Source organism: Pyrobaculum ferrireducens (assembly GCF_000234805.1).
GTDB lineage: Archaea > Thermoproteota > Thermoprotei > Thermoproteales > Thermoproteaceae > Pyrobaculum > Pyrobaculum ferrireducens.
Map to the genome: position 1 here is coordinate 762,553 of NC_016645.1, position 12,701 is coordinate 775,253.

At 60.4% G+C, this 12,701-nt stretch carries 17 protein-coding genes, 2 pseudogenes and 2 CRISPR repeat arrays (1 of these 21 running past the window's edge); of the genes and pseudogenes, 11 read left to right on the forward strand and 8 right to left on the reverse strand.

Annotated features, from left to right (window positions below; translation table 11 throughout):
• A CRISPR array of direct repeats spans window positions 1–314; the repeat unit is 25 nt; unit sequence GTTTCAACTATCTTTTGATTTCTGG (it extends 797 nt beyond the left edge of the window).
• A 266-nt stretch (window positions 315–580) separates the two neighbouring features.
• From cas4 (P186_RS14455) to P186_RS04210, 6 genes and pseudogenes are all read left to right on the forward strand, one after another.
• A pseudogene (gene cas4, locus P186_RS14455) lies at window positions 581–802 on the forward strand (CRISPR-associated protein Cas4); the annotation flags it as partial.
• 107 nt (window positions 803–909) lie between these two features.
• Window positions 910–1,449, forward strand: a complete 540-nt coding sequence (gene cas4a / locus P186_RS14460) for a type I-A CRISPR-associated protein Cas4/Csa1 (RefSeq protein WP_250634616.1) — start codon at window positions 910–912, stop codon at window positions 1,447–1,449.
• Window positions 1,433–2,344: a CRISPR-associated endonuclease Cas1 gene (gene cas1 / locus P186_RS04195; RefSeq protein ID WP_014288169.1), complete on the forward strand. Its 912-nt coding sequence runs from the start codon at window positions 1,433–1,435 to the stop codon at window positions 2,342–2,344. Before cas4a ends, cas1 begins: the two co-directional genes overlap by 17 nt.
• Entirely contained in the window at window positions 2,341–2,628 is a 288-nt protein-coding gene (gene cas2, locus P186_RS04200) for a CRISPR-associated endonuclease Cas2 (protein ID WP_014288170.1), read from the forward strand. The genes cas1 and cas2 overlap by 4 nt, the downstream gene beginning before the upstream one ends.
• Window positions 2,606–3,133: a CRISPR-associated protein Cas4 gene (gene cas4, locus P186_RS04205; RefSeq protein WP_014288171.1), complete on the forward strand. Its 528-nt coding sequence runs from the start codon at window positions 2,606–2,608 to the stop codon at window positions 3,131–3,133. Before cas2 ends, cas4 (P186_RS04205) begins: the two co-directional genes overlap by 23 nt.
• Entirely contained in the window at window positions 3,118–3,495 is a 378-nt protein-coding gene (locus P186_RS04210; protein ID WP_148682711.1) for a hypothetical protein, read from the forward strand. Before cas4 (P186_RS04205) ends, P186_RS04210 begins: the two co-directional genes overlap by 16 nt.
• Here the strand turns inward: P186_RS04210 and P186_RS04215 are convergent.
• Window positions 3,410–3,790: a hypothetical protein gene (locus P186_RS04215; RefSeq protein ID WP_237179463.1), complete on the reverse strand. Its 381-nt coding sequence runs from the start codon at window positions 3,788–3,790 to the stop codon at window positions 3,410–3,412. The genes P186_RS04210 and P186_RS04215 overlap by 86 nt on opposite strands.
• Window positions 3,775–4,044 (reverse strand): hypothetical protein, encoded by a 270-nt coding sequence (locus P186_RS04220; protein WP_014288173.1) that lies wholly within the window; start codon window positions 4,042–4,044, stop codon window positions 3,775–3,777. The genes P186_RS04215 and P186_RS04220 overlap by 16 nt, the downstream gene beginning before the upstream one ends.
• 402 nt (window positions 4,045–4,446) lie before the next feature.
• A CRISPR array of direct repeats spans window positions 4,447–5,751; the repeat unit is 25 nt; unit sequence CCAGAAATCAAAAGATAGTTGAAAC.
• A gap of 172 nt (window positions 5,752–5,923) precedes the next feature.
• Between P186_RS04220 and P186_RS04225 the strand changes: the two genes are divergently transcribed.
• The 3 genes from P186_RS04225 to P186_RS04235 all read left to right on the forward strand — a co-directional run bounded on the left by P186_RS04225 (window position 5,924) and on the right by P186_RS04235 (window position 7,491).
• Entirely contained in the window at window positions 5,924–6,196 is a 273-nt protein-coding gene (locus P186_RS04225) for a hypothetical protein (protein WP_148682712.1), read from the forward strand.
• A gap of 30 nt (window positions 6,197–6,226) precedes the next feature.
• Window positions 6,227–6,469 (forward strand): hypothetical protein, encoded by a 243-nt coding sequence (locus P186_RS04230; RefSeq protein WP_148682713.1) that lies wholly within the window; start codon window positions 6,227–6,229, stop codon window positions 6,467–6,469.
• A gap of 686 nt (window positions 6,470–7,155) precedes the next feature.
• On the forward strand, window positions 7,156–7,491 hold the full coding sequence (locus P186_RS04235) for a hypothetical protein (protein ID WP_014288176.1): 336 nt from the start codon (window positions 7,156–7,158) through the stop codon (window positions 7,489–7,491).
• A 181-nt stretch (window positions 7,492–7,672) separates the two neighbouring features.
• On the opposite strand, the gene P186_RS04240 is transcribed toward P186_RS04235, so the two are convergent.
• The 3 genes and pseudogenes from P186_RS04240 to P186_RS04250 form a co-directional block, all read right to left on the reverse strand.
• Complete coding sequence (locus P186_RS04240) at window positions 7,673–8,155, reverse strand: PaREP1 family protein (protein WP_014288177.1); 483 nt, start codon at window positions 8,153–8,155, stop codon at window positions 7,673–7,675.
• Window positions 8,156–8,239: 84 nt separating this feature from the next.
• A pseudogene (locus tag P186_RS04245) lies at window positions 8,240–8,713 on the reverse strand (MFS transporter); the annotation flags it as partial.
• A 35-nt stretch (window positions 8,714–8,748) separates the two neighbouring features.
• Window positions 8,749–8,979, reverse strand: a complete 231-nt coding sequence (locus P186_RS04250) for a hypothetical protein (protein ID WP_014288179.1) — start codon at window positions 8,977–8,979, stop codon at window positions 8,749–8,751.
• Between the two features lie 484 nt (window positions 8,980–9,463).
• On the opposite strand from P186_RS04250, the gene P186_RS04255 reads away from it, so the two are divergent.
• Both P186_RS04255 and P186_RS04260 read left to right on the forward strand, forming a co-directional pair.
• The gene (locus P186_RS04255) at window positions 9,464–9,739 is read left to right on the forward strand and encodes an ATP cone domain-containing protein (RefSeq protein WP_014288181.1); all 276 of its coding nucleotides are present in this window, start codon (window positions 9,464–9,466) and stop codon (window positions 9,737–9,739) included.
• Window positions 9,740–9,775: 36 nt separating this feature from the next.
• Entirely contained in the window at window positions 9,776–10,510 is a 735-nt protein-coding gene (locus P186_RS04260; protein ID WP_148682714.1) for a hypothetical protein, read from the forward strand.
• Here the strand turns inward: P186_RS04260 and P186_RS04265 are convergent.
• The 3 genes from P186_RS04265 to P186_RS04275 are packed head-to-tail and all read right to left on the reverse strand — an operon-like array spanning window position 10,494 to window position 12,695.
• Window positions 10,494–11,084 carry an ATP-binding cassette domain-containing protein gene (locus tag P186_RS04265; protein WP_014288183.1) on the reverse strand — a complete coding sequence of 197 codons (591 nt, stop codon included), beginning with the start codon at window positions 11,082–11,084 and terminating at the stop codon, window positions 10,494–10,496. The two genes, P186_RS04260 and P186_RS04265, sit on opposite strands and share 17 nt — an antisense overlap.
• A complete protein-coding gene (locus P186_RS04270) occupies window positions 11,081–11,725 on the reverse strand; it encodes an ABC transporter permease (protein ID WP_014288184.1) in 645 nt (214 codons plus the stop codon). The genes P186_RS04265 and P186_RS04270 overlap by 4 nt, the downstream gene beginning before the upstream one ends.
• A complete protein-coding gene (locus tag P186_RS04275) occupies window positions 11,715–12,695 on the reverse strand; it encodes an ABC transporter substrate-binding protein (protein WP_014288185.1) in 981 nt (326 codons plus the stop codon). Before P186_RS04275 ends, P186_RS04270 begins: the two co-directional genes overlap by 11 nt.
• Window positions 12,696–12,701: the final 6 nt, after the last annotated feature.

The following is a 12,701-nucleotide window of genomic DNA, read 5'->3' on the forward strand; positions in this document are numbered from 1 at the left end:
ATTCGCGTTTAGCTGGCCCCAGGTTTCAACTATCTTTTGATTTCTGGATACCTCCAGAAAGAGCGGGGGAGCCGCCTCAGACAGATATATGTTTCAACTATCTTTTGATTTCTGGGACATAAGGAACGCAGTTGACGTGGAGTACCTCCGCGCTGTGAGTTTCAACTATCTTTTGATTTCTGGCCGGCGTCTAGTAGCAACTTGGCAACTTCTACACTGTTGCGTTTCAACTATCTTTTGATTTCTGGTCCCTAGTCCCATAAACTAAACCCACGCTTTTTTCAAGGGCGTTTCAACTATCTTTTGATTTCTGGGGCTGGTTTTGTTGGTTTTTGTGGGTTTTTAAGTTTTTTGTAGGTTTTTTGTATCTTCGGTGGACGCTTTTCTGCCGCGTTTTACATTCATATATGTCTCTTTTCGGGGTGGGCGGCCGCCATTCTTCGCAAGCACAGCAACGTGGAGGTTGAGAAAACGCCGAGGCCCAACGCCATTCTTCGCCGCGCCGTGCACAAGTTTATATGTTTGTAAACGGGGCTCTGGACATGTAAAAATAGTTAAATGCCCGGGCTTCCAGGGGGGTATGTTTAGGGAGATTAGGTTGGTGAGGGGGTTGAGGGTGGAGGTGGGGGAGGAGCTTAGGGGGTGGCGTTGGGGTGAGCCGCCTGTCCAGCCGCCTCCGCTGGGGGTTAGGCTGTCGGTGTCTGACGTGGTTGGGGGGTACTGCGAGTCTAGGCGGGATCTCTACTTGAGGAGGGTGGTTAGGGTGAGGGCCGAGCCGAACGGCGCCATGAAGTTCGGGGCGTATATACACGAGGTTTTTAGGAGGAGCCTCGCCGCGTTGAGGAGGCTTGTGGAGGGGGGGGGGCGGCGAGGGGGTGGGAGCTGGTGCAGGCCTTCCGCCCCGAGGAGGTGGCCAGGGAGGCCGCCTCAGCCGTGGGGGCCGAGCCGGATCCGCGCGGGGTGGAGCTGGCGAGGTACCTGGCGGTTCAGGTGGCGGCGCGGGTTGACGAAATTGCGGCGAGGACGGAGGCGGACCCCATCAGCCTCGCCGCCAGGGCGGTGCCGCTTCTCGCCGAGTACGTCGTGGACGGGAGGCCGCTGGGGCTGACGCTGGTGAGGGCCGACGCGCTCTACCACAATATTGTGGTGGAGGTGAAGGTGGGGCCTCCCGACGATAGACACGCCCTTGCCCTCGCCGGCTACGCCCTGGCGGTGGAGGCGGACGAGGAGGTGCCGGTGGACGCCGGCTTGCTGGTGTACATAAGCTTCAACGGCGGGGTGAAGCTCAGGGCGTACCCAGTGGCGGTGGGGGAGGGCCTCAGGAGGGACTTCCTCGAGGAGAGGAACAGGCTTATGGAGATGGTGGCGTCGGGCTCGGATCCCGGGCTCTCGCCTAGGTGCGACGACAAGTGCCCCTTCTGGAGGCACTGCCATGGAGGTGGTGGTTAAGGACTGGGGGGTTTCGCTGGGCTACAGGAGGGGCGCCCTTGTGGTTAGGAAGAGGGGCGGCGGGGAGCAGTCGGTGCCCCTCCATCAGGTGGACAGGGTGTGGATACTCACGGGGGGCGTCTCCATATCCTCCCGCCTGGTTAGGGCCTTGGCGAGGCATTTCGTCGACGTGGTGTTTTTCGACGGGAGGGGCGAGCCGGCGGCGAGGCTGTTCCCCCCGGAGGCAAACGGCACGGTGTCGCACAGAAGGGCCCAGTACGAGGCCTACCTCACGGGGAGGGGCTTCGAGCTAGCAAAGCTGGCGGTGTACGGCAAGGTGGTGAACCAAGCCGCGGCGCTTAGGAGGCTCGGCGCGTGGAGGAGGGAGAGCTACCGCCTGCTGGCCGACGCCGCCTCCAAAGTAGCTGGGCTGGCCCCCCGGGTCCTCGCGTGCGGCGACCCGCAGTGCGTCCTGGGGCTGGAGGGCTCCGCCGCCTCCATCTACTGGGGGGCCGTGTCGGAGGCCTTCGGCGTGCCGTCCAGAGACCCCCAGGGCGGGGATCCCTTCAACCTCGCGCTTAACTACGGATACGGCATCCTCAGATACGCGGTGTGGAGGCAGGTGGTGATCCACGGCCTCGACCCCTACGCCGGCTACCTCCACGCCGACAGGTCGGGGAGGCCCTCCCTGGTGCTGGACTTGATGGAGGAGTTCCGCCCCCACGTAGATCTCATGGTTTTGAAGATGAGGCCGGGGCTTGACTGGCTTGACGGCGGGGTTTTGAAGCGGGAGGCGCGGGCGGCTCTTGTGGAGAGGTGGCTCTCCCTGAGGCTTGAGCCTGTTATAGCGAGGCAGGTGGCCCAGGCGGTGGCCCACCTAGAGGGGAGGAGCAGCTACCAGCCGCACAGGCTGTGATCTGGCTCGCCGTCTACGACATACAAGACGACGGGGAGAGGGCCAAGGCAGCCGCCATTCTGCAGGCGTGGGGCTTCGTGCGGGTGCAGAGGAGCTTCTTCGTGGGGAGGCTCCCCAGAGGCAGGGCGCAGGACCTCCTCCACGTCTTGTCTAGACACGTCAAGACGGGGCACGTGGCCCTAATCCCGGTCCCCGACGACTCGCTGGACAAGGCGCTGGAGCTGGGGGCTCCCCCATACGCCCCCCTCAAGCCGCCCAGGTATGTACAGACCCTCGTCGTATAGACCCACGCCCTGGGACGTGCTGGAGCTGGAGTACTGCCCCCGCTACCTCTGGCTCTCTAAGAGACACGGCGTCCCCGTCACCCCCTCCATGAGGGCGGGGAAATCCGCCGAGCCGGAGCTGAGGCGGAGGCTCGCCGCGGCGCTGGGGGGAGAGCCGAGGCCTGTGTACATAGACGCGGGGTGGGCGCACGGCGTCGTGGACCTCCTCGTCGTGAGGAAGTCTGCGGTCCCCGTCGAGATAAAGACCGGCGCCCCCCGGCCCGAGCACAAGTGGCAGCTGTACGCAGAGGCCTACCTCGTGAAGGCGGCGGGCTACGCAGTCACAAGGGGGGTGCTGGCGTATGGAGAGAGGCTGAGGAGCCTCCAGGTGACCCCCGCCGAGCTTAAAGCGGCTGAGCGGTTGCTGGCAAAGGCGGCTGAGGTGGTGGAGGGCCCGCCGCCGCCCCCGAGGAGGAGCCCCAAATGCGCCTACTGCCAGTACAGAGCCATATGTACCTATACATAGGCAGGGTCGATATCGGCGGCGTCTCTGGCTACATGTGGATTCTGGGGTTGAGGCTCTACGTGAAGCTGGGGTGGCGGCCGAGGGACACTGTCTATCTGGGCAACCTCTCAGACCCCCTCTCCGCCGCTCTGCGGATTAGGCGCCTAGCCCCCAGGCTGGTTGACGTGAGGAGGCTGGCGTATACAGTGGCCAGGGCGCTGGCCGCGGCGCGTTACGTGGCGGAGCGCTGCCGGGACAGCCCGAGGTGGAGAATAAGGACCTGGGAAGCCCTCGCCCTCATCGACGAGGCAATCTCCGCAGTTGTAAACGCCTGGCCTCCCACAGCGAGAGTATTTTGGAAAAGGCGGCGCCGGCGCTGGTGAGGGAGGTCCCGTCCGACATGCCGTACTCGGCGAATTCCCTAAGCAACCTCTTTTCGTACCTCTCCAGCTCCGCCTCCCCGGCGGAGGCCAGCTCCGCCAGAAAGCTTCTCTTGGCGCTGGAGCGGGAGTCTCTGAGGCTCCTCACGTAGAGAACCGGCCTGAGGTCCACCTCGACGACCCTCTCCGAGTGCTCCGCCATTGTGTAGACGGCCCTCAGCTTTGCGTCTAGGATGTACACCGCGAGCAACGCCGCCGTGAAGAGGCACAGCGACAGGGCCCTCACGCCCCCGCCCACGTCGACTCGTCGTCGCCTGCGAAGAGCCGCGCCGCCTCCCCCACGCACTGCCAGAAGTCGCTTGGGTCGAGCCTCTCGACCTCGACAGCGACTCCCAGCGCCTTTCCGTAAAGCGCCACCTCGTCGACGGCGTTCTTCACGCGGTCCACCTCCGGATTAACTGTGGCCAGTACAATCTTCTCCGGCCTGCATCTATTAGCCACAGCCATTACGTGGTGGTAGGAGAAGCCCAGCGAAGCCACCAAAACCCGCATACAACACCCCCAAACCCAATTTTTATTTTTTCCCTCCCAACCGACCAGCCCCTCTCTACACCGCACCTCCAGCCCCGGGCCGCCTCCGGGCAGGCCCCGCCTTACCCGACCGCGGCGCCTCTTGACACTACGCTAAAACGCAAATGCCGCGAACAGAAGAGCACCATAGACAAAACAATATGCCTACATAGAAATTTGTAAATGAAACCGCCCGGCGTGGCGAAGAATGGCGTTGGGTCTCGGCGTCTCTTAAACATTCGGCCCGCCGCCACTGCGAAGAATGGCGCACGGCCAGGCCGAACAGCGGAATATATGAATGTAAAACGCGGCAAAACAGCGTCCACCGAAGAGACAAAAAGCAGACGAAAAACTTAAAAACCCACAAAAACCATCAAAACCAGCCCAGAAATCAAAAGATAGTTGAAACGACAAGAGCAGTAGCGCGATTTCCTCTGTGCTCATCTTCTCAAGCAGAAATCAAAAGATAGTTGAAACCACCCCACGTATGTAAGCGCGGTTCCTAGGCCGTAGAATGCTCCCAGAAATCAAAAGATAGTTGAAACTAGTAGTACACCGACGGGAGGTACACCGCGCCGTACCTCCCCACGCAGAAATCAAAAGATAGTTGAAACTGCTGAGGAACTCCTCCCAGGACCAGGGGACTGAAATCGACACAGAAATCAAAAGATAGTTGAAACCACTGGGTCTAACAGCCCAAGAAGCCCGGCGAGCGCCAGCCAGAAATCAAAAGATAGTTGAAACTTTCACAGAGGCGGGGCCGCCCACGCGATGCCCACCAGAAATCAAAAGATAGTTGAAACTCTAATTAGTTTCCGAAAGCCTGGACGCTTCAGTGGATCCTTACCAGAAATCAAAAGATAGTTGAAACTAGATCTATATCTCTGGTTGTGAGTAGCAGAACTTCCGAACCAGAAATCAAAAGATAGTTGAAACAAGGATGAACCACGCGTACTCCGTTATCTTAACCCACTCCCCCCCCCCCCCCAGAAATCAAAAGATAGTTGAAACATGTCTGCGTGTGCGCCCAACACTCCGTCTTCGACGGGGCATACCAGAAATCAAAAGATAGTTGAAACTCGAGGAGCTGTGGGGCGAGGTGAACAAGGCTATCGAGACGGTCCAGAAATCAAAAGATAGTTGAAACAAACGGAGGCGTCGAACCCTGTCCACAAGGGGCTCTACATACTCTCCAGAAATCAAAAGATAGTTGAAACAGCTCCATAACTTGCATTGTCTTTGCCGTTCCGGGAGGACCAATCCAGAAATCAAAAGATAGTTGAAACGTAGAGTCTGAGGCAACCACGCGGCGTCTTGACTACCCTCTCCAGAAATCAAAAGATAGTTGAAACCAGCGTGCCTGGCGCGGTCGCATTCGCAACTATGGACATACCAGAAATCAAAAGATAGTTGAAACCTGTATGCGACACGTCTTGGAGCCTAAACATGTGCAGCCTGACCAGAAATCAAAAGATAGTTGAAACTAACTATTCAACATGTACGCTATGACGCCTCCCCGCAACTCAAACCAGAAATCAAAAGATAGTTGAAACCGATGTAAGCGGCTCTATGGCTGGGGGGCGTAAGCCGCAGTCCAGAAATCAAAAGATAGTTGAAACCGGCTGGCCATGTCGGGCGTGTGGGCCACCAGGAAGGCGGGCTTCCCAGAAATCAAAAGATAGTTGAAACATCGACGAGATACTGTCGATGTCACGCGAGAGGTCTGAGGTGACCAGAAATCAAAAGGATAGTTGAAACGTGTGTGTCCGCCGTGAAAGTTCATCTAGCTGGAAATCGAAAAGTTGCTAGTGATGATGGTCCCCCTTAACGATGTATTAGTGACGACGATCTCCTCCCCGCCGTGGTCCCGCTGACTGGTAGTCAAAGAGGTCGGCTTTCTCTCCGGTCGCTCTCCCTCAGCTGGAGGTCGAGAAGCGTGAATTGGGGGGCGGCAGATGCCAGGTCAGAGGCGCAGAGGCCCGGCGCCGGCGGCGTGCGGGCTTGTCTGGGCGTGGGCGCGGCTGGTGTCTGCGGGTGCTGCGGCGTGGCTGTGCGGCTGGTCGGGGCGGTTGGCCGGAGGCTGTCGGCGCGTGGGTTGCGCCGGGGCGGTGCGCTCGGGGCTCGGCCGATGTAAAGGTTTTATAGAGCTGTTTTTTATGTGGGTGTGAAAAAAACGGAGGCGGCTTCTGCGGCTGACGCGGGTGTGCGGGAGGTTTATCTGAAGAAGCTTGAGGAGATCAAGAGGGCTGTGGAGGAAGGCCGGGTGGTGAGGATCAGCGGCATTCTCGTGCGGAAGCTTGAGTACAAGACGACGCGGCGCGGTGGGATTATAGTCATCGTAAACGACGGCGAGCTTATCGACTACGCGAGCAAGCTGTTGAACAACCGGCGGATTGAAATCCTCTAGCTACGCATCCCCAGGGGCGGCGTCTGCGGAAATACGTAGCCGCCGGGGGGGGATCTGGGCTGTCTGAGCCGGCGGCCCGCGCCCCCGCCTGGGGTGGTTGCGGGGGTGTGGGGCGTCTGGGCTCGGCGCGGTGTTCCGCGTATTCTCCGACCTGTCCTCCTCGCCTCGGGCGCCGCGCCTGCGGCGTCTCCACATGGGCGGTGGAGCCTCCCGGCGGATCCTCGCGTGCCCCTGACCCGCGTCTGGCTCTTATGCGCGTCCCCTCGCCGCGTTGCGTAGGCTGTCGCTTGGTTTCTCCGTTCGGGCTGGGCTGAGCTTCGTCTTAGTGATGCTTCAAAGGCCCGGCGTTGGGCATCTCCGCGGGCGGGTCTTCGGGCTCTTCTGTAAGCGCGCCGACGCGGCTCTGCACTCGGCGTTGCTTGCGTGTAACGCGCCGGGGCTTGGTGTTGCGCCTGTTTGCCGGGTTTTCGTACTGCAACGCCGCTGGTTGCGTTCGGCGGGTGGATCTGCGAGCGCGGATGGGCGTTGCCCGGCGGCGTGTTTGGTTAAGTTTATAAATAGGGATTGCTTTTGTCTGTGGAGGAGCTTCCGAGGGAGGTGGAGCTTCTGCTGAGGGCGTATAGAGAGGCTAGGAGGCCCCACATTAAGATTGGGTATCTCAGGGTGAAGGGGGTTGGGGGTTTTCTATGGCGTTGAGGGTGAGGGTAAGGCTTAGGGCCGGGGGCAGAGAGGTCGCGACCTCCGCGCTTGTGAACACGGGCTTTGAGTCCTCCGCCCCAGACGTGGCTGTGCCCGTGGAGGTTGCGAAGGCGCTTGGGCTGTGGCCGCCGAAGTCGGCGAGGGTTGTGTCGGCGGATACCGGCGGCGGCGAGGTTGAGCTTGTCTATATCGAGGCGGGGCGGAGCTTGAGGTGGAGGGGCCTGGGTGAACATCTTGGTGAATCCCTACATAGACGAGGTGCTGATCAGCGACTTCCTCGCCGGGGAGCTCGGCATTGTCATCCTAGCCGCCTAAGCCTCTAGGCGTAGTTTTTGTCCTTAGTATCAACATCTCGATAAGTGCATAGCTTCATACCGATGGTGCTCACAGGGGGCGTCTGTACATCGCATGTCGCTCGTCAGCTCCCAGGTGCGGGGAGCGGCTTGGCGCCCCGCGTGGGGGGCGTCTGTATCTTCGCGCAGTTGTGAATGCCTAGGGCCTTGCTTAGGCGCTCTGCACTTGGTATTTTCCGCATGCCTCTGCGTAGAGGGCTTCGTCGCATTTCAGCGCCTGGCAGAGCCTGGCGGCGAGCCAGCAGAAGTCGCGGGCGGCCGCCTCGCGGCTTGGGTATATGGACATCACCCCCTCGGGGTCTGGGCCGCTGTGCTGGTACTGGTGGAGGGCGAGGGCGACGTAGCCCTCCTTCTCCATGCCTAGGGCGGCTGATACTTCGGGGATTGCCCTCGTGGGCATGTGCGCTATGATTTTGTCTATGTTTTTGAAGCGGGGGGCTAGCTCCGCCTTTCTCCTCCCCGCGGCGGCGGCTAGATACGACTTGTAGGCTTGGAAGAGCTTGCCCGCGGCGTTTCTAGTGTAGCCCTCTGTCATCAGCGTGAGGGCTAGCCTCAGCTCTGCCCGGGCCTCCTCCAGCCTTGCCTGTATGTAGGCGTCGAGGTCTCTCCACGGCTTGGCGAGGGCCGTGTCCACGTCTCTATATCTGCGCGTTTTTATATCTTGAGGGGTGGGGGTGCCGCCTGCCGGATGTAACGGCTGTGGGAGCTCGTCGGGGGGTTAACTGGAGTGCCGGCGTAGTACGTAGCGGCGGGCGGCTAGCAACAGGGCGCTTGACAGTGAAGCGGACCCCGACAGGTATATGAGGCCGGCGTATGTGGAGTTGGCTATTGTGTTGAGGTAGCCGACGATGTAGGGGCCGGCGAAGCCGCCGAGGTTGCCGACTGAGTTTATTAGGCCGACGGCGACGGCTCTGGCGACTCCGGCGAGCATGCGCTGGGGTATTGGCCAGAAGGGTGGGTAGAAGGCGTATATCCCAGCGGCGGAGAGGACGAGCGCGGCGAAGGCGAGCTGGGGGGTGGGGGCGAGGGGGGCTACTGCGGCTAGGCCGATGGCGCCGGCTAGGAGCGCGGCGGTTGAGTGGAGGAAGCGCTCTCCGGACCTGTCTGAGGACCAGCCGACGGCCACCATGGCGGCGAAGGCTGTGAGGTACAGCGCGGCGTTTAGGAGGCCCGCCACCACGGGGTTGCCGCCTGTGAGGGCTTTTAGAACCTGGGGGGATCAGAAGGTTATTCCGTAAGGGCTATGTATGTGCCGGGGATCTCGAGTATGAAGTAGCCGATGAAGAAGATGCCCGCGGCGAGGCCGAGGTCGGCGTCTGTGAGGCCGAGGCTCTGCTTCATGCCGAGGCTGGCTATCCCGATGTTTACCCTGTCTATGAAGGCGAGGAGGTAGGCAACCCACACGGTGGGCATTATATGCCTCCACATCCTAGCCGAGAGGGCTCCCCTATCTACCATAGCGACTTGCTGAAATACCTTTATAAATTTAATTTACATGTATCAATTTAATAAAATATTTAACAATTAATATTGTATATGAAGTTCTGTATGGTGTACAGATTTGCCTCGTAACCGCGGCGCACGCCGCGCCAAGACGTCGATGCCCGGATCGGGCGCCGGCGGGGTTCCATCTCTGTAAAATTTATATACCACTGTTTTACACATGTCGAGAAATGGTGTATAATATTCTGGTAATATCACACCACTGTTAATAATTTGAGTAGTTTTGATATTAACCCGCGGCGTCTAGCCGCCCCCAGGCCTAGCCGCAGGCGGCTGGGGCTGTGGGTGGTCCCCCCATCCACGGCTTCCACCGCTTGTGGCGTGTGGGGATAAGCCGGCTGCGCTGGGCGGGCCTCCCCGTCTGGCGCCGCCGGCGAAATCGGCGCCGACGGCCAGGCGCCGCGGGTCTCCTCTTTTATATTTCTGACTAGCAGTATACATGGTTAAGGTGGTTAAGAGGGATGGGCGGGTTGAGGAGTTTATTCCTGAGAAGATTGTGGTGAGTGTTCTCAAGGCGGGGGCTCCTGTGGACGTTGCGCGTAGGGTGGCTAGGAAGGTGGAGTGCGCTGTTATGGACAGCGAGAACGTGACGGCGAGGGAGTTGACGCGGCTTATTCTCACGGAGTTGAAGAGGGTTAATGAGGAGTGGTATAGGAACTGGGTTGTGTTTGACTTAGCGGTTAAGCGTAGGAGGACTGAGGAGGAGTTGAAGTAGCGCCACAAACTTAAAATAGCAATCGTTTTTTGTTTTATGGAGTTTCGGGAAGCTATGGGGGTGTTGTTTAGGGGGTATCTCTACATGTTGATTTATGTGATTGGGGCTGGGTTGGCGATGGTGGCTGTTTTATACGCCATGGTGATGTCGGCGGTTTGGTCGGCGTTGCATGGGAGAGGGTTCGACTTCTGGGGGTTCCTCGCGGCGTTTATAGCTGTGGTTGTGTTGTTTACGGTTGGTGTCTTGGTTATCTTTTTTAGGTATCACTTCAGGGGGTTTATGGCTCTGTACCGTCTGGGGTTTAAGGTGGCTTGGTTGCTGGCTTGGGGGCCTGTGATTACGCTGATACTCATGGCGGCGATAATCGGCGTGGTGGTTGTCTCTGCGCCGGCTGTGTTGTTCAGAGGGGACATCTTGGGGGCCTTGGCGGCTGGCGTCGCGGTCATGGCCTTGCTGGCGGCGGCCTTTGCGGTGGGTTTCGCGGTGCTGGTGGCGCGGCTGGCTCTGCTGAGGGGGCTCTACCGCTACACCGGCATTAACCTTTTCAACATTGCCTTTGTCCTCGCACTTGTGGGGCTGGTGTTCTACGCGGCCTACTACCTCTACATCCTTACGTATTCAAGGCCCTATGGCTTCGCCGCGCCAGGCCCGGCGGTGGGTCTGGCGGCGCTTGGGGGAATTGTGAGCATCGCGGCTTACATTGTGGAGATGATTGCATATAAGGAGGGGTCTGAGTGGACGCCGAAGGCGCAACCTACCGCACCCGCCTAAGGGCGCCGTCCCGCATTTCGTAAAGCGCGTCTGAGTTCTCCGCCTCTGGGGGGTAGTGGGTTGTCCACACCACCAGCGCCTTTTTTGCGTACTGCGCGACGTAGTCCAGGAGGCGCCTCCTCTTCTCTGGGTCTAGGTAGGCGGTGGGCTCGTCCAGCAGGGCGGCTTTGGGTCTGCAGGCGAGGACGCGGGCTACTGTGACGAGCTTTTTATAGCCGCCGGAGAGGGACTTGGCCTTGTGTCTGAGGAGGGGTCTGAGGCCGAGGGCGTCCACCACGTCGCCGTCGTTGCATACGAGGTTGTCCTCCACGGTGCCGGAATAGACGAGGGGCTCCTGGTGGCTGTAGAGGACGTCGCCGCGGTGTCTTGCCCTCGCCTCGCGCCACGGCGTGCCCATTATGTAGACCTCGCCCTCTGTGGGCTCGGTGAGCATTGCGAATATTTTTAGGAGGGTTGTCTTGCCTGAGCCGTTGGGCCCCACCAGCGCCACCAGCCCCCTCTCGGGTAGCTCCACGTTGACGTGGCGGAACACGTAGTCCCCGTACCTCTTGCCGAGGTCGACGGCCCTAATCATCCCCTGTATCTAAAGCCCAGCGCCGTCACGGCGGCGCTGACAGCCAGCGAGATGGCCAGCAGTATCACGCCCAGCTGAATCGCCGCGTCCCAGTTGCCCAGCATGGTTTCGTGGGCAATGGCGGTGGTGAGGACCCTCGTGCGGTACCTGATGTCGCCGCCCAGCATCAAGGCGATGCCCAGCTCCCCAACGGCCCTCCCGTACGACGCGGCGACGGCGGCGGCGAGGCCCGCGGCGGCCTCTCTGACGTGCAGAGCGGCGGTGCGCCACAGGGAGAAGCGGAACATGTCGGCCACCTCCCTCAGCCTGGGGTCGACGCCCGCAAGCGCCGTGAGGGCGAAGGAGAGGTAGAGGGGGAGGATCAGCACGGTGTGGCCGATGACCACCGCGTCTAGGGTGTAGAGCAGCTGGAGGCTCCCCAGGGGGCCCGTCCTCGCCAGCAGGAGGTAGAGGAGGAGGCCGAGGAGGACCGTCGGCATGCCGACGAAGCCGTTGAAGAGGGCCTTAAGCGCCGCGGCGGCCCTCCCGCCTCTTATGTGTAGCCAGGCGGCGAGTGGGGTGCCCAGCGCCGCGGCTATAATAACGGGTGTTGTGGAGACGTAGAGGGTGTTTAGGACTATGCCGGCTACTTCAGCTGACACAGCTGGGTCCGAAGATGGCGGGTTTTATCCACTCCATGGCTTTGGGGTCGGCTTTGTTTATTGGGGTGAAGAGGGGCGTCCCGGCGATGGTCAAGTTGCCGATGACCTCGAGGCCCCTGGTTAGCATGTACTGGGCCATTAGCTTGGCGGCGGGGGAAGGCTTGACGATTTCGAAGCTGTATATGTTGATGAGGTCCGGCGCCGCCGCCACTATGACGTCTAGCTGGGGTAGCTTGCCTCTGTACCTCAGCCAGGTCCCGGTGTCAGACAGTGTGTAGGCCCTCTTCTCGTTGGCAAGGAGGAGGGTCTGGCCCATGCCGGCGCCGGCTGAGATGTACCACGTGTCTTTGGCCGGGTCGGGCTCCCTCCCAATTGCCTTCTTCCAGAGGGAAAGCTCCATTATGTGGGTCCCGGACTTGTCGCCGCGGGAGACGAAGGGGGCCTTGGCCTCGGTGATCTTCTTGAAGGCCTCCACGGCGGTGAGCCCCCTGGCTCCGGCGGGGTCGTCCTTCGGGCCGACGATGATGAAGAAGTTGTAGGCTATCACGTCTCTGCACTTCAGGGTGCCGTTCTCCAAGTACTGCTTCTCCAGGCTGGGGGCGTGTACAATAACCACGTCCACATCTCCCCGGACGGCCATTAGGAGGGCCTGGCCGGTCCCCACCGCGGTGTACCTAACCTCTATGTCGTAGCCCCTGGACCTGGCCCACTTTTCGAAGTCTGGGATCAAGACGTCTAGAAGCCCCGTGTCTTTTACGCTGGTGGTGGTGGCCATGTAGAGGACGACCTTCTGGGAGGTCGTCGCTGTCTGTGTGGTCTGCGTGGTCGCTGCCGTGGGGGTCTGCGCGGCTTTTGGCGTAGTGGCGGGGGGAGTGGGGGTCGCCGCGGGGGGCGTGGTTAGGAGGTGGGCGGCGGCACCGGCGATTATGGCTATCACAACTGCGGTTATTAGATATCCAATTTTGGACATGTGTAC